This is a genomic window from Aeromonas sp. MaB10011B, from assembly GCF_017939325.1.
Lineage (GTDB): Bacteria > Pseudomonadota > Gammaproteobacteria > Enterobacterales > Aeromonadaceae > Aeromonas > Aeromonas caviae.
Genome location: NZ_JAGKRK010000052.1, coordinates 94,690 through 113,943 on the forward strand (window position 1 = coordinate 94,690; position 19,254 = coordinate 113,943).

Annotated in this window: 18 protein-coding genes and 1 pseudogene; 3 read left to right on the forward strand and 16 right to left on the reverse strand. The window is 62.6% G+C overall.

All coding sequences use genetic code 11. The annotated features are described in order from the left end of the window. The 13 genes and pseudogenes from pyk to J9893_RS13545 form a co-directional block, all read right to left on the reverse strand. Positions 1-759 (reverse strand): pyruvate kinase (gene pyk / locus J9893_RS21745; protein ID WP_246875589.1); only part of this gene is annotated, 759 nt, incomplete at its 3' end. A 404-nt stretch (positions 760-1,163) separates the two neighbouring features. After that, complete coding sequence (locus tag J9893_RS13490) at positions 1,164-2,294, reverse strand: cupin domain-containing protein (RefSeq protein WP_010673616.1); 1,131 nt, start codon at positions 2,292-2,294, stop codon at positions 1,164-1,166. Positions 2,295-2,446: 152 nt separating this feature from the next. Continuing rightward, positions 2,447-3,817 (reverse strand): adenylosuccinate lyase, encoded by a 1,371-nt coding sequence (gene purB / locus J9893_RS13495; protein WP_041214787.1) that lies wholly within the window; start codon positions 3,815-3,817, stop codon positions 2,447-2,449. A gap of 30 nt (positions 3,818-3,847) precedes the next feature. After that, positions 3,848-4,459, reverse strand: coding sequence for a high frequency lysogenization protein HflD (hflD, locus tag J9893_RS13500; RefSeq protein WP_010673618.1), 612 nt, complete (start codon positions 4,457-4,459; stop codon positions 3,848-3,850). Between the two features lie 347 nt (positions 4,460-4,806). Continuing rightward, entirely contained in the window at positions 4,807-5,913 is a 1,107-nt protein-coding gene (mnmA, locus tag J9893_RS13505) for a tRNA 2-thiouridine(34) synthase MnmA (RefSeq protein WP_161469545.1), read from the reverse strand. A 158-nt stretch (positions 5,914-6,071) separates the two neighbouring features. Further along, positions 6,072-6,539 (reverse strand): NUDIX hydrolase, encoded by a 468-nt coding sequence (locus J9893_RS13510; protein ID WP_039039255.1) that lies wholly within the window; start codon positions 6,537-6,539, stop codon positions 6,072-6,074. A gap of 64 nt (positions 6,540-6,603) precedes the next feature. Then, positions 6,604-7,521 (reverse strand): pseudouridine synthase, encoded by a 918-nt coding sequence (locus tag J9893_RS13515; RefSeq protein WP_203764613.1) that lies wholly within the window; start codon positions 7,519-7,521, stop codon positions 6,604-6,606. A 73-nt stretch (positions 7,522-7,594) separates the two neighbouring features. After that, entirely contained in the window at positions 7,595-8,062 is a 468-nt protein-coding gene (locus J9893_RS13520) for a GNAT family N-acetyltransferase (RefSeq protein WP_143237833.1), read from the reverse strand. Beyond that, on the reverse strand, positions 8,059-8,253 hold the full coding sequence (locus tag J9893_RS13525) for a hypothetical protein (protein ID WP_173418149.1): 195 nt from the start codon (positions 8,251-8,253) through the stop codon (positions 8,059-8,061). Before J9893_RS13525 ends, J9893_RS13520 begins: the two co-directional genes overlap by 4 nt. Positions 8,254-8,260: 7 nt before the next feature. Then, positions 8,261-9,022 carry a DUF3142 domain-containing protein gene (locus tag J9893_RS13530; RefSeq protein WP_113978181.1) on the reverse strand — a complete coding sequence of 254 codons (762 nt, stop codon included), beginning with the start codon at positions 9,020-9,022 and terminating at the stop codon, positions 8,261-8,263. 3 nt (positions 9,023-9,025) lie between these two features. After that, entirely contained in the window at positions 9,026-11,146 is a 2,121-nt protein-coding gene (locus J9893_RS13535; RefSeq protein ID WP_113978182.1) for a hypothetical protein, read from the reverse strand. Positions 11,147-11,392: 246 nt separating this feature from the next. Further along, positions 11,393-11,686 (reverse strand): hypothetical protein, encoded by a 294-nt coding sequence (locus J9893_RS13540; RefSeq protein WP_042879347.1) that lies wholly within the window; start codon positions 11,684-11,686, stop codon positions 11,393-11,395. Between the two features lie 943 nt (positions 11,687-12,629). After that, positions 12,630-13,565, reverse strand: a pseudogene (locus J9893_RS13545) (alpha/beta hydrolase); the annotation flags it as partial. A gap of 410 nt (positions 13,566-13,975) precedes the next feature. Here J9893_RS13545 and icd point away from each other — a divergent pair. Then, positions 13,976-15,229, forward strand: a complete 1,254-nt coding sequence (gene icd, locus J9893_RS13550; protein WP_010673630.1) for an NADP-dependent isocitrate dehydrogenase — start codon at positions 13,976-13,978, stop codon at positions 15,227-15,229. Between the two features lie 66 nt (positions 15,230-15,295). Here icd and J9893_RS13555 read toward each other — a convergent pair whose 3' ends face one another. Together J9893_RS13555 and dsdA are read right to left on the reverse strand one after the other, a co-directional pair. Beyond that, entirely contained in the window at positions 15,296-15,472 is a 177-nt protein-coding gene (locus J9893_RS13555) for a hypothetical protein (RefSeq protein ID WP_010673631.1), read from the reverse strand. Positions 15,473-15,811: 339 nt separating this feature from the next. Continuing rightward, positions 15,812-17,143: a D-serine ammonia-lyase gene (gene dsdA / locus J9893_RS13560; RefSeq protein WP_113978184.1), complete on the reverse strand. Its 1,332-nt coding sequence runs from the start codon at positions 17,141-17,143 to the stop codon at positions 15,812-15,814. Positions 17,144-17,358: 215 nt separating this feature from the next. Here dsdA and dsdC point away from each other — a divergent pair, with 215 nt between their 5' ends. Beyond that, a complete protein-coding gene (dsdC, locus tag J9893_RS13565) occupies positions 17,359-18,303 on the forward strand; it encodes a DNA-binding transcriptional regulator DsdC (protein ID WP_113978185.1) in 945 nt (314 codons plus the stop codon). 349 nt (positions 18,304-18,652) lie between these two features. After that, positions 18,653-19,060 carry an H-NS family nucleoid-associated regulatory protein gene (locus J9893_RS13570; protein WP_210600606.1) on the forward strand — a complete coding sequence of 136 codons (408 nt, stop codon included), beginning with the start codon at positions 18,653-18,655 and terminating at the stop codon, positions 19,058-19,060. Positions 19,061-19,113: 53 nt separating this feature from the next. On the opposite strand, the gene J9893_RS13575 is transcribed toward J9893_RS13570, so the two are convergent. Beyond that, positions 19,114-19,254: transposase (locus J9893_RS13575; RefSeq protein ID WP_210537842.1), on the reverse strand; the 141-nt coding region annotated here is incomplete at its 5' end.

Below are 19,254 nucleotides of genomic sequence, written 5' to 3' on the forward strand. Positions count from 1 at the left end.
TACCGGGATCTCGACACCCATGTCGCCACGGGCAACCATGATGCCGTCGGAGACAGCCAGGATCTCGTCGAAGTTGTCCAGGCCTTCCTGGTTTTCGATCTTGGAGATGATCTGGATGTTCTCGCCGCCGTGGGCTTTCAGGTGCTCACGGATTTCCAGCACGTCTTCTTTCTTGCGAATGAAGGAGGCGGCAACGAAATCAACGCCTTGCTCGCAACCGAAGATGAGGTCGCGCTTGTCTTTCTCGGCCAGGGCCGGCAGCTTGATGGAGACGCCCGGCAGGTTGATGCCCTTGTTCTCGCCCAGGTCACCGTTGTTGAGCACTTTACAGATCACTTCGCGCTCGGTGATTTCGATGACGTCCAGGCCAATCAGGCCGTCGTCAACCAGGATGCGGTTGCCGACGCGCAGGTCGCTGGCAAAACCGGCATAGGTGACGGCGACTTTGTCTTTGTTGCCCACCACGGTCTGGTCGGTGGTGAAGGTGAAGGTCTGGCCGGCGACCAGGGAGACGTCGTTGCCGCCTTCGAGCTTGATGGTGCGGATTTCCGGACCCTTGGTGTCCAGCAGGATGGCTGCGTGCTTGCCGGTTTCGGCCATGACAGCGCGCAGGTTGCTGATGCGACCACCGTGTTCGGCGTAGTCGCCGTGGGAGAAGTTCAGGCGCATGACGTTCATGCCGGCATCCAGCATCTTGCCCAGCATTTCTTTGGATTCGGTCTTGGGACCGATGGTGCAGACGATTTTGGTCTTTTTCATGTCAGTCTTCATGGTTAAGGAATTTCCGCCGTGCAATATACACCAGTTTTTGGATACTTTTTATGATCCAGAAACAACGTTTTGAGCGAAAACGGCCTCAATTTGAAAGATAACGTTTTCGATCACAGCTCATTTTAGGGGCTAAAATAATTGATTTTCCGCAACTGAGGCCATTTGGTTCCCATTTCTGGCCCCGCATCCTGCCCGATCCCATGTTGTTAAATGACAAACAACAGGGCCCCATTGCGGGGGCGATCCGGCCCGATGCCGTTGGCCGTCATCCAGTGTAGTCACTCCCTCCCGCGGCGTCAGGACGAAGCAACGCAAGGCTGGAGCCGGTAGGCCTACAGCGGAAAAAAACGCCGCCCCTCCCGGCACGCCGGGAGGGGCGGCAGCCCTCTGGATCAGCCGAAGAACCAGTAGCCGCGGTTGACCAGCCGGGTCAGCAGTTGCAGGAAGCCCGCCTGATCGGCCAGTTCCACCAGCGCGTCCTGGGTGATGATGTCCTTGTCGCACAGGAGTGCGATGGCGGCCGGATCCTCGCTTGGCAGGGTCCAGGCTTCGCCGTCGATGTAGCAGGTGCGGCTCTCGCCGCTGAACCAGACGCTGCGCAACCCCGGCACCTTGATGGCGGGCTCCCCCTGGCTCAGCAGGTCGGCCACCTCGTCGGCGCTGTAGTCCGGCTCCACCGGATTGACGTCCAGATCGTGCTTGGCCTCGGAGATCATGGTGCCGAACCACTCCTTGAACAGGGTCTCGTCGTCGAGGGCCTGTTGCATCAGCTCCCGCAGGCGGTGCAGCTCATGGGGCTGGATCTCCCCGTGGCGGGCGCGGGGCTGGAGGTCCGGGTCGCCGTAACGTTCGGTGCGGATCTCGTTGTCGATCAGGTGATCGGCAAAGGAGGAGACAAGGGCCTTGGCGTCCGGTGCGCGGAAACCCACCGAGAAGTTCAGGGAGGGCTCGATGGCGTAGCCCTCGTGGGGGAATCCGGGCGGGATGTAGAGGATGTCGCCCGGCTCCATGATGACGTCGATGATCGCCTCGAACGGCTCGCAGTGCAGCAGGGCCGCGTGGGCGGCGAACTCGTTCAAGGGCTTGGCATCGCCGACCCGCCAGTGGCGCTTGCCCTGACCCTGGGTGATGAAGACATCGTAGTTGTCGATGTGGGGGCCGACACCGCCGTGAGGGGTGGAGAAGCTCACCATCACATCGTCAAAGCGCCAGCCCGGGATGAACTGGAACGGCACCGCCAGCTCGTGCACCTCGGGTACCCAGTGGTTGCACGCCTGCACCAACACGGTCCAGTTCTCTTCCCCCAGGTGATCGTAGGATTCGAAGGGGCCGTGGGCCGCCTCCCACTTGTTGTTGAAGCGGGTGACCAGGCGCGACTCAATCACCTCTTCCATGGCCAGACCTGCCAGCTCGTCCGGGCTGATGGGATCCTGAAAGTCGGTGAAACCGCCCTTGATGAGGAGCGGGCGCTTCTGCCAGTAGTGCTCGAGGAAGTGAGCGATATCCAGATTGAGTTGGTACATGGTGCTTCTCGTATCTTGTGAGAGGGCTTGCCCAAGGCGGGCTTGGGCAAGGGCTCTGAAATGGCCCGATAGAGGGTGATCATATCAAATGGGCCAAAATCAACGGGGGCCCTGCCGTCATGACAGAGCCCCCGCCGGTTCGGTTACATCACTTATTTCAGCAGATCGACCAGACGCTGGGCGTCGCCGATGTAGTTGGCCGGGGTCAGCTTCTTCAGCTCGACCTTGACCGCTTCCGGCAACTCCAGGGTGTCGATGAAGGTGCGCATCCCTTCGGCGTCGACGCGGCGACCACGGGTCAGCTCTTTGAGCTTCTCGTAGGGCTTCTCGATGCCGTAGCGGCGCATCACGGTCTGGATGGGTTCCGCCAGCACTTCCCAGTTGGCGTCCAGATCGGCGGCCATGGCGTCCGCGTTGGCTTCCAGCTTGGAGATGCCCTTGAGGGTCGCCTGATAGGCAATCAGGGAGTAACCCACCGCCACACCCAGGTTGCGCAGCACGGTCGAGTCGGTGAGATCACGCTGCCAGCGGGAGATGGGCAGTTTGCTCGCCAGGTGCTGGAACACGGCGTTGGCCAGACCCAGATTGCCTTCGGAGTTCTCGAAGTCGATGGGGTTGACCTTGTGGGGCATGGTGGAGGAGCCGATTTCGCCGGCGATGGTGCGCTGCTTGAAGTGACCCAGGGAGATGTAACCCCAGACGTCACGGTCAAAGTCGATCAGGATGGTGTTGAAGCGGGCCAGGGCGTCGAACAGCTCGGCGATATAGTCGTGGGGCTCGATCTGGGTGGTGTAGGGGTTCCAGGTCAGGCCGAGAGAGGTGACGAACTCCTCGGAGAACTGGTGCCAGTCCACATCCGGGTAGGCGCTGATGTGGGCGTTGTAGTTGCCCACGGCACCGTTGATCTTGCCCAGCAGCTCCACCGCCATGATTTGCTTGAGCTGGCGCTCCAGACGGTAGGCGACGTTGGCCATCTCCTTGCCCATGGTGCTCGGGGTCGCCGGCTGACCGTGGGTGCGTGACAGCAGCGGCATGTCGCGGTACTCGACGGCCAGGCGCTTGATCTCGCCGATGAGCTTTTCGCAATAAGGCTTGATCACCTCTTCCCGGGCGGTCTTCAGCATCAGGCCGTGGGAGTTGTTGTTGATGTCTTCCGAGGTGCAGGCGAAGTGAATGAATTCGCTGACGGCGGCCAGCTCCGGGTTCACTTCCACCTTCTCTTTCAGGAAGTACTCCACCGCTTTCACATCATGGTTGGTGGTGCGCTCTATCTGTTTGATGCGGGCGGCATCCTGCTCGTTGAAGTTGCTGACGATGCCGTCAAGCACGGCATTGGCTGCCTCGCTCAGGGCAGGGACTTCCGGGATCCCGGCGTGGCTGGCCAGTTTTTGCAACCAGCGCACCTCGACTTCGACGCGAAAACGCAGCAGACCGAATTCGGAGAAGATAGGGCGCAGGGCATCGGCCTTGTCGCCATAACGACCGTCAATCGGGGAAACGGCAGTCAGCGCGGACAGCTCCATGGGGTGAACTCCTGATGATTGGTGTGGGGGTTAAAATCGTTTGGCCAGTTCCACCATCTTCTTGCGGGCGAAGATGATCTGGGTACGGCTGCCGCCGAGCTGGCGCCACAGCACAACGGCGCGGATGCCTGCGAGCAGCAGGGCGCGCACCTTGTGCTGCACCAGGGGCTGCTGCAGGAAGAGCGGGGTGCCCGCCACCTGGATGCGCGGCCCGATGGGGCTGATAAGGTCGCTGTAGATGCTCGCCATGTTGGCCAGGATCTGCTCGTCGAGCAGATCGAAATGCTGTTGCTGGCGGCCGATCTGGCTGATCCGCTCCCCCAGCATGTTGAGGATGTCCTTGCGCTTGGCGAGCTTGCGCTCCAGCGCGATCAGGCTCACCACGTAGCGGGTCAGCTCGGCATTCTTCTGGCTGCCGTCGGCCCCCAGCTGTTCCACCAGGGCGCGATAGCCGTCGCGAATGGCCAGGTGGCTGCCGAACACTTCCAGCGGCTGCGTGGGGTTGGTGACCAGAATGCTTTGCAGGCTCTCGCGCAGGGAGGCTTCGTCGCAGGAGCCGTCACGGGCCACTTTCTGCACCAGATAGGCGGCCTGGCAGATGCCTGCGAAGGCCATGGTTCTGTCTTGGAATTTGTCGCTCATATCTTCACAGCCCTGTTCTGTTCTTTCACCGGCCGATGCCATTATCCGGCCTGGAATGTGTCGGCCATGTCTTCACAGCCCTGTTCTGTTCTTTCACCGGCCGATGCCATGATCCGGCCTGGAATGTGTCGGCCATGTCTTCACGGCCCTGTTCTGTTCTTTCACCGGCCGATGCCATGATCCGGCCTGGACGTTGCCAATCATGTATCGCTGCCTGGTACTGTTTTTCTTTGTCCCCTCTCCCTCAGGGAGAGGGTCAGGGTGAGGGTGGTTACCCCCTCATCCCCAACCCTTCTCCCGCGAGGGGAGAAGGGAGTACAGCGCGGACGCTCGTGAGCGCCCAGCCCTTAGACCGGATGGCTGAAACGCTGTTCGATGATGCCGCCGCCCAGACACACTTCCCCGTCGTAGAAGACGGCGGACTGGCCCGGGGTCACCGCAGCCTGCTTCTCGTCGAAGATGACCCGGATGGTCTCATCGTCGATGGGCTGGATCAGGCAGGGGATATCTTCCTGCCGATAGCGGGTCTTGACGGTGCAGCGGCGCGGCGCGCGAATGGGGGTGCGATCCACCCAGTGCAGCTGGCTCGCGACCAGGCCGTCGGAGTAGAGGCGGGGGTGTTCCCCTTGCGCCACCACGAGGGTGTTGCGCTCCACCTCTTTGTCCACCACGTACCAGGCCTCTTCGGTGGCATCTTTGCGACCGCCAATGCCAAGCCCCTTGCGCTGGCCCAGGGTGTGGTACATCAGCCCCTGATGCTCGCCGATGATCTTGCCGTCCACGGTTTCGATGGGACCGGGCTGGGCGGGCAGGAACTTGGCCAGGAAGTCCTTGAACTTGCGCTCACCGATGAAGCAGATGCCGGTGGAGTCTTTCTTCTTGGCGGTGATGAGATCCAGCTGCTCGGCGATGCGGCGCACCTCGGGTTTTTCCAGATCCCCGACCGGGAACAGGCTCTGACCCACCTGGGCTTCGCTCAGGGTATAGAGGAAGTAGCTCTGATCCTTGTTGGTATCCAGACCGCGCAGCAGGCGCGGGCGGCCGGTGCTGTCGTCACGGCGCACATAGTGGCCGGTGGCGATGTAGGTGGCCCCCAGCTCTTCGGCGGCGAATTCCAGGAACGCCTTGAACTTGATCTCCTTGTTGCACAGGATGTCCGGGTTCGGGGTGCGACCCGCCTTGTACTCTTCCAGGAAGTGCTCGAACACGTTGTCCCAGTATTCGGCGGAGAAGTTGATGGTGTGGAGTTTCATCCCCAGCTTGTCGCAGACGGCCTTGGCATCAGCCAAATCCTGGGCGGCAGAGCAGTACTCGTCCGTGTCGTCTTCTTCCCAGTTCTTCATGAACAAGCCTTCGACCTGATAGCCCTGCTGCTGGAGCAGGTAGGCCGAGACGGAAGAATCCACGCCGCCGGACATGCCGACGATCACCTTGATTTGGCTGTTGTCTGTCATTAGTCGAAGTTACCAGTTCGTTTAAACGGGGCGTATTCTACCAGAGTTTTGCGCCCCCGGTCACATCTCCCTGCCGCCGTTCTCCTTGGAAGCCCGGCGGCGGGAAATCGTTTTTCTTGTCTCGGCCCCATAGCGTCAAAAAGAGCGTCCAATGGCGCTTAGATGAAGGCCTTGAGTGCCGACAGCGGCAGGCGGGTGCCTGCCAGATAGTCCTGGATACACTGCCACACCAGGGGGCTTCGCAGGGCGGGCTTGCACTCGGCAATCTCCTCCAGGCTGAGCCAGTGACAGGCCAGTACGTCACCGTCGGGATCCTCTGGATGGTGCTGACCGGGCGACTTTTCAAGGTCGAAGATGACGGCGGTGCGCACAAAGGTGGCCTCGCTGTCCGCCGGTTTGAAGAGGTAGACCCCAAGCCAGCCGGTGGGCGCGGCGGTGAGTCCGGTCTCCTCCTTCAGCTCGCGGCAGGCCGCCTGGATGAGATCTTCTCCCGGCTCCACGTGGCCGGCGGGCTGGTTGAAGCGGCGCTGGCCCGCAATCTCCTCTTCCACCAGCAAGAAACGCCCCTGCCAGTGCACCAGAGCGGCCACGGTGAGGCGGGTGGGCAGCGGTGGGTGATCGCTCATAAGGACTCCTTGTCTTGTTGGCTGTGCCCCGGCAGGGGCGCTCGATGCAGATCCGCTGTCGCCTTCATTCAGAGGGCTTGGTGCGAGCCGGACGGCGGGCGGTGGTGCGCCCGCCGCTGCGATTGGCCTGGCGCGGGTCTGCCCCGCGGCGGTCCCGCCCCCGGGCTGGATCCTGATCTGTTGGCCGGGCGGTGCGGGGGGCACTGCGGCCAGTGCCCCCGGCTGCGGCGGATGCCCGTGGTTTGCCTTGCGTGGCGGCTGGTCGTGGCGCGGTTGCCAGCTCGGGGGCGGGCAGGGCGCGGCTCTCTCCCGGCGCCAGACCATCGAGGGTCCACTCCCCGATGGCGTAGCGGATGAGGCGCAAGGTGGGGTGGCCGATGTGGGCGGTCATGCGCCGCACCTGGCGGTTGCGCCCCTCCACGATTGTTATCTCGAGCCAGCAGGTGGGGATCTCTTTGCGCTCGCGAATGGGCGGATTGCGTGGCCACACCACAGGGTCATCCATGATGCGCGCCCCGGCGGGCAGGGTCATGCCGTCGTTGAGTTCCACACCGGCGCGAAGGGCGGCCAGTTTCTCCTCGCTCGGGATGCCTTCCACCTGCACCCAGTAGGTCTTGGGGGTCTTCTCTCCCGGCTGGGTGAGGCGTGCCTGCAACTTGCCGTCGTTGGTGAGCAGCAAGAGCCCTTCGCTGTCTCGATCCAGCCTGCCCGCGGCATAGATGCCGGGCTCTTTGATGTAATCCTTGAGGGTCTCGCGGCCCGCCTCGTCGGTGAACTGGCAGAGCACCATGTAAGGCTTGTTCAGGAGCAGCAGCTTGCGAGCCGCCGGGGCGGGGGCCGGTTTGCGCTCGTTGACGCTCCCTGGGTGCCGGGCCTCCCGGCGTTGGGATGGGCGCGCCGTGGTAGGCCCGCTGGCCGTGCGGCCTGCGTCAGGGCGGGCGGAGAGGGAGAGACGGGGGCGGGCTGATTTCATCGCATGCATACCAAAAACAGGGGATGGCGGAGTGTACCACAGGGGGCGGCCGTCAGGGGGAGGGCGGGGCTTCCCTCTCGGGTCAGGGGGAGGCGGTGTCCGGCGCCAGTGCGAGGGAGAGGCGCAGCATGTCCTTGTGCTGGATGCCGTGCTCCATCAGGGGCTCGGGATAGTGGATGAGGAAGTGATCCTTCACGACGGCATGGACGCGAAAGCCGTGGCGCTGGTAATAGGTGAGCTGGTGGCCGAAGCTGCCGGTACCGAGCTCGACGCGGCCTATCCCCTTCCCGGCCAGGTTCTCCAGCACGAAGCGCAGCAGGCCGGAGCCGATGCCCTGCTGCTGGCGGTTGGGGGCAACGGCGATGTTGAAGATCTCGGCGGTTTGCTCCCCCACCAGGCCCGCCACGCAGGCCCCCACGACCTCGTTGTCCGCCAGGGCGGCAAAGCCCCAGGCCCCGGGCAGGTAGGCGGCGATGCGCGACGCGGCGGGATCGGCCTCCAGCAGCAGGGCCAGCGGCAGGTGGGCGGGGTTCATCTCGACAAACGTCATCCTTGTTTCTCTCCCTGTTTGTGACGGCGCGCGCCGCGCAGCACGATGGCGGGCTTGACCGATGTGGTGGCCCGGACGGCGTTCCTCTCGCACGGCATCTCGCCCGGTGTGGATGCCACCAGCCGGATCAGGGTCTGCCACGGCTGCTTGCCGTGGGCACGCCCTTGCCCCTGTGTCCCGATGGGGTTCACCCGCGTCTCAGTGGGCGTCATGCCGGGGAACAGGGGGACTGGTCCCCGGGATCGGCGCCGGGCGGTTGAGCAGGAAGACCACCTCGCCACGGTAATGGGGGGAGGCGGCCAGTGTTGTCTGCCAGGCGGGATCCCACTCCCCATCCTGCACCAGCCCTACCTTGAACGGGATGGTCAGGTGCGCCATGGCGGGCAGATAGGCCTGATAGCCCGGCACCGTGCGCGTGCCCTGATAGGTCTGGATCACCAGCTCGTCCACGGGCAGGCGATTGAGCTCTGCCACGTCCCCCGTTTTCGCCCAGTCGAGCAGCCCCGTCACGCTGAGCTTGCACCCGGGAGGCAGGGCGCGCCGCAGTTGTTGCAGGGCGTTGCCATAGCGATCGAGCTGGCGGGTCGCCGCATCGAAGTCGATCTGGATGCCCGCCACCCTGGCCCCGGCCGCGCGCCACCCCTCGTAGAGGCGCACCAGCACCTGCTCGTGGGCGGGGGAGAGGGGGAGGGCGTTGACACGCACCACCAGCCAGACCTGCCCGGCCTTGAGGGGGGAGGGAACCCGCCCCAGCTTGACGAAGCGGGAGCCGCCGGGCCTGTCCAGGATCTCCCCCTGATGCAGATAGAGGGTGCTGGCCTGTTCCAGTACCGGCTGGTGGCGGGTGGCGGACCAGAGCCAGAAGGCGTCATAGGCGCTGGCATCGACACTGGCCTCAAGGGGGGTGGCCAGGGCCGTCAGCAGCAGCGCCAGAAGGGCGCGTTCAGGGGGGCTGCTCATGGCTCACCAGTAGTATTTGAGGGATCTGGCCCACACCGAGTTGCCATAGCGCTGCTTGAGGGTGTTGAACCAGGCCTGCCGGGTGCGTTTGGGGATCTCCTGGCTGTCGCAGCTGTTGTAGCCGGAGGGGGCATAGCACTGGATGGCGCGATAGAGGGCATAGCTCTTGTCTTCGGGCTCCGCCTTGGGGTTGGCCATCACGGCCTGATAGAGGGCGAGGCGGCTCGGGAACGTGGGACGCTCGTCTTGCGCCAGCCCCCAGATCATCTCGCGATCCTGCCACAGGTCGATATGGGGATCCCGGCTGCGCAGGTACTCCCCGAAGCAGTTGAGGGCATGACCATCGTCGGGGCGCTGCATCAGGGTGCCAAGGGTCTGGGCCAGATCCCGGCAGTGGTAGCCCTGGGGCGTCCCCTCTCCGCGCCACTGGAACGCCGAGAGGCGCACATCCCCGTTGGGCACGGGCTCCCAGGGCGCGTCGGCGGGAGGGGTCGCTTCCTTGTAATCGGCGGGGACGAGGGCCACATCCTGCAAGAAGGTGGCCGGGTCGCTGGCGATGAGATCCCGCACCAGCAGGGTATGGAGCGCAATCTGCCGCTCCGCCGCGCTCGGGCCCTGACTGGCTTGCTGGCGCAACAGGGCGGGTTCGGCCTCCTGCTTGAGCACGGCCGCGCGGATGCGCAGCTGGGTGATGGGGCTGCCCGGCTGGAAGATGGCGGCCGTGTTGCCGGTGCGCACCCAGTGATCCGCCAGCACGTTCTCCACGAACGCCTGCTGGGCCTGACCCAGGGGGGAGGCCACCAGCGCCATCAGGGCCTGCTCGGCCTTGTCGAAGGCCTTCATGCCCTGCCAGGCCCAGATGCGCAGCATCTGGTGGCTGAATGCCAGGGTGGCGTCCTCCTGCCCGGGGGAGGGCAGGGCCAGCACCTGCTCGAACTGCTTGTCCAAAAAGAGGGCGTAGGCCTTGAGATAGGCCGCCTGCGCCTGGTGACCGGTTTTTTGCAGGTGCGCGATGGCGTCGTCCAGCTGGGCATCTTGCCAGTCCCGCGGCCGCTCATAGGTCGGTCTGAGACCCCGCAGGGCATTGACGAACAGCAGCGCCGGCTGGGCCGAGTCCTGATAGGCCGCCTGATGGCGATAGGCATCGCCACTGAGCAGGGTGAGATCGATCTCGTTGACCAGGGCCTCCAGCGCCGGCAAGGGCTGGCGGGTTGCCATGGCCTCGTCATAGGCATCCCGCAGGGCGCCGAGATCACCGGCCATCCACTGGATGCGTCTGAACAGTCCTCTGGTCGAGCTGGCGTAGCGCCCTTGCGGGTAGGCCGCCAGATAGGCCTGACCCTGGGCCATGGCGCGGCGAAGGGCCTCCTTGTCGCTCCTGGTCACGTCCTGATCGCCGTATTCGTCCTTCGCCTCCTTCATCGCGAGGTTGATCTCCGTGCGCATCACCATGTAGGTCGCGCTCTCGGCCACCCAGGGGGCCTTGGCCTGCTGCAAGGCGGCAAAGCCTGCGCGGGCCTCCTCGAAGCGGCTCTCGTAGAAGTGCCGGGCGGCCTGCAGATACCCCTGCCACTCCAGGGCAGCATCGCTCATTTCGGTAGCGGGGGCCGGGCTCTCCTGTTGTCCCAGGATCAGCAGACGGCTTCGCAGCAGCGACGTGCGCTCCGGGGCGGGCACCTCGCTCTGCTCGAGGGCGTCCAGAAACGCGCTGACCGAGGAGAGGGAGTTGGAGATGGCGTGGCCGTAGAGGGAGTCGTGGCCCGCGTAGTGCTCGAGCAGCGGTGGGAGGGACGGGTCGTAGGCGGCCAGCCGGCTGCCGAGCTGCTCGCGCAGCGCCGGGTCCTCCACCTCCTCCGGCTGGGGGAGGCGGGTGAGGTAGAACAGCGGCTGGCTGCGCTCGTTCAGCGGATCCGCCGGCAGGGTGAAGGGGAGGGGGTGATGCTGTGCATCCCCCAGCAGCATCAGCAGGTTGCCCCGGGTGTCGTTCTCGTTGAGATAGAGCGGATAGGTAGGGAGAGGGCAGTCGGTGAGCCAGAAGCCGCACCCGTCACCGTCACCGGAGGCGAGGGCGGGCAGTGCAACCAGCGTCATCGCCAGCACCGAGCAGTGGGTCAGAGATGTCATGGGATCGCTATCCGTTTGTGGGCCCGCGCCGTGCATGACGCCCGGGCCGGAAAAGGGGGTTTGCAGTGGCGGGCAATAGTACGAAAGAGGGTCACAAACGACAACCCATTCTGACCTGGTAGGCGCTCTCCCTGTCAAGACGCCTGCGCCATCTCCCTGTCCCGAGCATGTGCTCTTTGCTGCTTTGCGGGTGTCAGCATCTGCCATCGCCATACATCGCCATACAAAAAGGGCGAATGTGGATACTTATATAGGGGGCTCTTCGGTGCGAAAGAGCGCCTTGCCGCAGGCGAGGCAGGTGTGGCGAAAGCGATGATCAGGCCAGCCGGTCTGGGGGTGGCCCAGCACCTTGTCGGAGCCGCAGGCGCAGCAGCGCGCCCCCAGTTCATCGTCGATGGCGCATTCGGGATGCTGGTGCAGGTAGTCGGCGCGGGTAGGCAGACGCAGCCAGTCGGGCTGGGCATGGCGCTGGTTCCAGAAATAGCACCCATAGAAGGTGCCTGCGGCGACGGGCAGGGCAAACCACCAGAAGAGATCCATGTCATGACTCCGACGAGAGGGGATGAGGGCGGCAACAACCCGCTCAGCAGGCGCGGTGCGGCCCCATTTTATCGGGGCGGGAGTGGGGCGGGATATGCCCGGATGGGTAACAAGCGAACCTGCTGGTGGTCGGGCTGGCAAGCCGCAGGGCCGGGGTTGGGGATTATCTATCCATTAAAGAGATGGGTTGCGTCATAACCTATCGCATTTTTGGATGGACAAGGGGGCCTTTCCGGTCGCAAAGCCCGGAGAGCGGGGAGTTTTTGTGAAAAAAAATGTGCATATCCTCGTCATGCCGATCTCAAGGGAGTCATTGAGCAAGTTATAAATATCAAGGTATTGATATCAATGGCAAAAACAGTGCTTTTATCAGGCGTTTTCAGGGTGGCTTATGGGGTTTCATAAGGAGCTTTAACCCATTTTCTAGATTGGTTTTTGCATAATCAATCGTTTATTTTGTTGGACAATTGGGGAAAACCTGGTGTCCAATCGGGTGAGCAGGTTGGCCAAACAGTGCCGTCAGCCAGTGTGTAACCCGAGATGTAAGGAGACATCCTGATGGAAAAACTTGACCAAAAAATCGACACCATGCGCCAGGAATTCGAGTCCCAGGGGCAAAAACAGGCCCAGGACAGATGGCAGGCCAGGGTCGATGAACTGCAACGGGAGCGCAGCGAAGCGCCCCAGCCGGAAGCGGCAGAACACTAGCCCCTGGCGGCCTTGTGGCCACCAAGTGAGCGCATAATGAAAAACCACCGCCCTGTTCGGGGCGGTGGTTTTTTTGCGCAGTGGCTAGAGGCGATAGAGGGGCCGCATCGAACAGCTCCGCGCTCTCGCCGGTGCCGCCGTTGAAGACGGTGTGGAAGAAGCGCAGCACCTTCTCGTTGGCGAGGGCATCCCCTTCGAAGTAGGCGTGAGAGTCCCCCACATGGGGCTGATTGGTCACGTCCACGTAGGTGGCCGTTCTGGCATCCAGCCGCCGGGTGTAGTGGCCGAGCCTCGCCTTTTGCTGCTCCCCCATCTTCATGCGCGATGCCATCAGGGCACCATCGCGCTCATTGATGGTGATGTAGAGGCGGTTGCGACACTGGATGCGATCGACCCACTGGGCGTGAAGCTCGTTGTTGGTGTCGGCGGCGGCCATGATGATGTTGTCGAACAGCAGCTGGTTGGCGTGGTAGGTGGTGCTGCCCAGCAGGTGCTTGAACAGGTAGTTGCCCATGCTGTGCAGCAGCAGGTTGATGGTGAAGGGGCATCGCTTGTTTACCTCCTTGGCAAAGTAGCGATCCCAGGCCTCGCCGTTGTCTGCGAACTTCTTCTGGGCCTTCTCTTCCAGCTGCGTCACATACTGGCCGTTGAACTCGTCGAGCAGCCCCTTCATCTTCTCCAGCACCCGGTCAAGGGCCCCGGCCGAGGCCAGGGCATCGCGCTTGTCGCTCTTGTAGCTCAGCACGCCCCGGGCGCCGCCGCCATTGGCGGGCCAGCTGAAGCAGAGCACCTCGACGCCGTACCGGGCCTCGAGCCCCACGGCTCGCTCCAGCACATCGTCAAGATCGTTGTTGAAGCCGTGTACGAACAGCAGCAGGTGTTTGCCGGTCTTGAGCTTCTGTTTGGCCGTGCTGCCGGTCCCGGCGCAGCGCTCCAGCAGCTTGCGCGCCACATAGGCGCTGGCCGGGTGGGGGAGGTCGGGGTCAAGGCCGACGCTGGCGGCCATCTCGGCGGTGATCTGATCCGGCAGCAGGTCCAGCTGCCACTGCTTGCCCTGACGCCGGGCCTCGGCGAGGCGCAGTTCGTTGGGGCCCTCTGCGGGTTTTTCGCCAAAGATCTCGCTGGGGGTCTTGCCCTGCTCGTTGACCATCCGGTTGGTGACGATAAACATGGTGTTCTCCTTGTTGTCGTGCTCTCTTCATGACCGGCCACGCCCCGGGCGCTCCGATCACTGGCAAAGAGCCTAGTCCGGATCCGGCAGCCTGTCCCCCGGCGCGCCTTGCCTCGCCAAAGGGGTTACGACGATGTAAAGGCGAACGGGATTTGGGGGAGTGGCGCCTTCGGGGCGGCGAGGGCAGGGAGACGCTGTCATCACTAGATGAAGAGGCCCGGATGGACGGGGCCTGCGCCTCGTCAGGACCTGAGGGCGGCGAGGGAGGAGGGGATCCTCAGGCGCACTGTGATCCACTCCCCGACTATGGTCTGACATGCATGCCCGCTATTTGATTATGCAAATGGATGGGCTTAAGATGGCCGCGCGCAACGATCAGATTGATAACAAACGGAAGTTAGGAGATGCCGATGGAAAGCAAAGTAGTTATCCCGACCCAGGGCCAGAAAATCACAGTCGATGCCAGCGGCAAGCTGCAGGTTCCCCACAACCCCATCATTCCGTTTATCGAAGGGGATGGTATCGGTGTGGACGTGACCCCGGCCATGTTGAATGTGGTGAATGCTGCGGTCGAGAAAGCCTACAAAGGCGAGCGCAAGATCGCCTGGATGGAGATCTATACCGGCGAGAAGTCGACTCATGTCTATGGCGAAGGTGCCTGGCTGCCGGCCGAAACCCTGGATTTCATTCGTGAATACTGCGTGGCCATCAAGGGCCCGCTGACCACCCCGGTCGGCGGCGGTATTCGCTCCCTCAACGTGGCCCTGCGCCAGGAGCTGGATCTCTACGTCTGCCTGCGCCCGGTCCGTTACTACGAAGGGACCCCGAGCCCGGTCAAGCACCCCGAGCTGACCGACATGGTGATCTTCCGCGAGAACGCCGAAGACATCTACGCCGGCATCGAGTGGAAGGCGGACAGCGATGAAGCCAAGAAGGTGATCGCTTTCCTGCAAAACGAGATGGGCGTGAAGAAAATTCGCTTCCCCGAGTCCTGCGGCATCGGCATCAAGCCCATGTCCAAGGCCGGTACCGAGCGTCTGGTCCGTGCCGCCATCGAGTACGCCATCGACAACGATCGCGACTCCGTGACCCTGGTGCACAAGGGCAACATCATGAAGTTCACCGAGGGTGCCTTCAAGGATTGGGGCTATGCCCTGGCCCAGAAAGAGTACGATGCCCAGCTCATCGACGGCGGCCCCTGGTGCTCCTTCAAGAACCCGAAGACCGGCAAGACCATCGTGGTCAAGGACGTCATCGCCGATGCCTTCCTGCAACAGATCCTGCTGCGCCCGGCCGAGTATGACGTCATCGCCTGTATGAACCTCAACGGCGACTACATCTCCGACGCGCTGGCGGCCCAGGTCGGCGGCATCGGCATCGCGCCGGGCGCCAACATCGGCGATGGCGTTGCCCTGTTCGAAGCCACCCACGGCACCGCGCCGAAATACGCTGGCCAGGACAAGGTCAACCCGGGCTCCCTCATCCTCTCTGCCGAGATGATGCTGCGCCACCTGGGCTGGACCGAGGCGGCTGACCTCATCGTCAAGGGGATGGAAGCGGCCATCGCCAACAAGACCGTCACCTATGACTTCGAGCGTCTGATGGAAGGTGCCACCCTGCGTTCCTGCTCCCAGTTCGCCCAGGACATGATCGACCAGATGTGATCCGGGTCGTTGAAATGCAAAACCGGCGCCATGAGCGCCGGTTTTTTTATGGAGGAGAGCAGGTCGTCAGGTGGTTTTTTCCACGTGCTGCTCGTAGATCTGCTGCCATTTGCTGGTCTCGGCCTCATCTCCACGGGCCTGCCAGAATTCGCAGATGGAGCTGGCGAGCTCGGATGCCATGGCGTGGTCTCCGTCACGGCGGCTCATCAGATATTGTCCCAACCAGCTTTGATATTGTTTCATCGCCCGATCTCCTTATCTAAGGTGCCCAGAGGGGAGTGCTCCAGGCGTCAAGGTCACGCAGGAGCGATTCGAACTGGGCACATGTTGTGCTGCGCCCGGCAGGTGTTGGTCGCCGGAACCGGTGGTTATCTCACCGGAAAAAGGGGACAACGGGGCGCAGATGTCAAAAAACGGTCTCTATCGTATCACAAAATAACCAGTCGGTGGGGCTGGATGACAAATCAGGCTGTCCAGCAGTCTGGCCGTCTGTGTCATGGGGGCGAGGGCTGAGGTGCCATCTTGCTGATCTCGCAGCAGAAAAACCCGCCAGGTCGGCGGGTCACGGGGGCGAAAAAAAGATCAGATCCGGGCGCAGGCCAGGTATTTTTCCATCTCCTCGGCGGGCACCATGCCGCCGCCGGTGGCCCACACCAGGTGGGTGGCCCCGGCCATCTTGGCTGCATCCAGTCCCTGCCCACTCTGCCACTCAAGGTTGGCGGCCACTCGCCAGGGGCCTGCCATGCCCGCCAGTGCCGAGGGCTCGAGCCGGATCTCTTCATCCCGGGCCAGGAGCCCCAGCAGGTCGTACATCTCCTGATCGCTCAGGGTGTAGAAGCCCGCAAGCAGGCGTTCCATGGCGCGGCCGACAAAACCGGAGGCGCGTCCCACCGCGAGGCCGTCGGCGGCGGTGAGGTTGTCGATGCCAAGGTCTTGCACCGCAATGGCATCGTGCAACCCGGTGTGGACCCCGAGCAGCATGCAGGGGGAGTGGGTGGGCTCGGCGAAGAAGCAGTGCACGTTGTCCCCGAACGCCAGCTTGAGGCCAAAAGCCACTCCGCCGGGGCCGCCGCCGACGCCGCAAGGCAGGTAGACGAAGAGCGGATGGTCGGCGTCCACCCTGATGCCCATCTCGTCGAACTGCTTTTTCACCCGCTCGCCCGCCACCGCATAGCCGAGGAACAGGGTGCGAGAGTGCTCGTCATCGATGAAGAAGCAGGTGGGATCGCGTTCGGCCTCCTTGCGCCCCTGCTCCACCGCCACCCCGTAATCCTCGGCATATTCCACGACGATGGCGCCATGTTCGCGCAACTTTTGCTTCTTCCACTCCCGCGCATCGGCGGACATGTGGACGGTGACGCGAAAGCCGAGGCGGGCGCTCATGATGCCGATGGAGAGGCCGAGGTTGCCGGTCGACCCCACCGCGATGCTGTACTGGCTGAAGAAGTGGCGGAACTCGTCCGAGAACAGCGTGCGATAGTCATCCGTCTCGCGCAGCAGCCCAGCCTGGATGGCCAGGTGTTCGGCATGGGCCAGCACCTCGTGGATGCCGCCGCGCGCCTTGATGGAGCCGGAGATGGGCAGATGGCTGTCTTGTTTGAGCAGCAACCTGCCGGTGAGTTCGACGCCGTAGCGCCCATTGAGGGTCCCCTGCAGGGTCGGGATGGCGGCGATCCCGGACTCGATGATGCCGTGGCTGGCACGGGTTTCGGGGAAGGCCTCGCACAGGTAGGGGGCGAAGCGGGCGAGCCGGGCGGAGGCGGAGGCCACATCGTGCCGGGTGAGCCCCACATGGGGCAATCCTTCCGCGAGGGAGGTAGCCCCCGGATTGAACCAGGTCACAGGGGTGAGGGCGATCAGCGGTTCGAGCAGGGGAAAGCGGGCGATGAGCCCGGCAATGTCGATGTGTGTCATGAAAGCCTCGCGGGGTGGTGACGGAATCATCCCATTGAATGGCACCAGCGTTGCCGTGACAAATGATAAAACGCGTGGCTTGGATCAGCCCAGTTGATGCAAATGGTCATCTACCCTGCTGTGTCTTCGCATACAGGTGAGTTGAGTCTTCCTGGTGAATGCAAACCTCGCCCTTCTGGTATCATCCGCCAGATAAAAGAGAGGGAGGCCCAACCATGCAACGCGATGAGCACCCAGGGGTGAGGAGCAAGCTGCTCAGCAGTCATCAGCTCGCCAGGCTCCACACCTTCGAGGCGGCGGCCCGCCACGGCTCCTTTGCGCTCGCCGCCGACGAGCTCTCCTTGAGCCCAAGCGCGGTGAGCCACCGCATCTCGGCCTTGGAAGAGGCGCTCGGTTTTTTGCTGTTCCAGCGCTTTCACCGCAAGGTGGCCTTGACCACGGAGGGGCAGCGCATTTTCTGGGCCCTCACCTCCTCCCTGGAGTTCATCAATCAGGAGGTGCTGGAAATCAGGGAGCAGGCGCTGTCGGGCTCCCTGACGCTGCACTCGCGCCCCTCCATCGCCCAGTACTGGCTGGTGCCAAGGCTCGCCGATTTTTCCCGTCTGCATCCTCACATCGAGCTCAACCTGCTGACGGGCAACGAGCATATAAACCTGCACGGCTACGGCATCGATCTGACCCTCAACTTCGATGCCAGAACCCCGACGGGCCTGGCCATCCACCCCCAGATGGATGAATACATGGTGCCGGTGTGCAGCCCGCAATACGCCAGCGACCACGGTCTGATGGGGGAGGTGAGGAATCTGCAGCAGTGCCGCCTGCTCCATGACAGGCAGGCCTGGGGCCTGGACACCGACAGCGACGAGTGGCGCACCTGGGGGAGTCACTGGCATCTCTCCCTGGAGGTCTGCTTGTCACACATGGGATTTGATCGAGCGGATCTGGCGATCCTTGCCGCCACCCACCACGCCGGTGTCGCCATGGGGCGCAGGCAGCTGGCAAGCCAGGCGCTGGCGAGCGGAGCGCTGGTGATGCCCTTCCCGGATATGGCGGTGCGCTGCGAGCCGCGTTATTACCTGGCGACCCTCCCTCATCGCCAGTGTCCCAAGATCCAGGCATTCATCCGCTGGATACAGGATCAGGCGCAAGGGGCACCTTGAAACGGGACCTGGTTTATTGTCTGCGAAGGTCATGCTCATGAGCGCACTATTTGTACAATAAGGGCCGGCACTGCTGCTAAATGACCTGGCGCAGAGCGACGCGGGTAAGAGATAACACCGTGTGCAACGGATGAGGTGAGCCTGAGATTAACCGGGGAAAAAAGGAAATAAAGTCTGTGAGAGTATTCCCAATAAGTATCAGGCAGGGAATTAACCACGGTGAATAATGTCCATATGGTGTCAGCGCTTTGCCGGATGGTATAAAAACATTATGTTGTTATCCAATGGGCATGCTATTCTCAAATCGTGTTATCCCTGTGACATACAAAAATAATTCTGTGAGGAAGTAATGAACGAGTTTCTGAAGGTTCTGCTGAACATTCGCAGCTTGCGCGCTGCCATTCGTGAACTGCCGTTTGAGCAACTGCAAGAAGCGAAAGAAAAGTTTGACCTGGTATATAACGAGCGTGCCGAGTCCGTTGAACAGGAACGCGCCGAACAGGAAGAGCGTCAGCGCAAACTGAATGAATTCACCGAAATGCTGCAACAGGCTGGTATCGATCCCCGTGAGCTGATCGGCAGCGTGGCGGCTCCGGCTGCGGCGGGCACCACCAAGAGCAAGCGTGCTCCCCGTCCTGCGAAATACAAGTATCTGGAAGACGGTCAGGAGAAGACCTGGACCGGTCAGGGTCGTATGCCCAAGGCCATCGCCGAGCAAGTTGCGCTTGGCAAGGATCTGAACGATTTCCTGATCTGATCGCCGGATCCGATTCTCGATAATGCCGCCTGCAGGGCGGCATTATTATTGGTTCATCGCGGCTTTCCGGGGAAGGCCGCCTTGATTTTCAGAAAAAAGTATTCTGAGTCCCTAAATCCATATGCCATGCGCTTTATCACTTTGATCTTGTTGTTCACCCCTTCCAGCACACTCGTGTGCATCGGGTAGTTTGC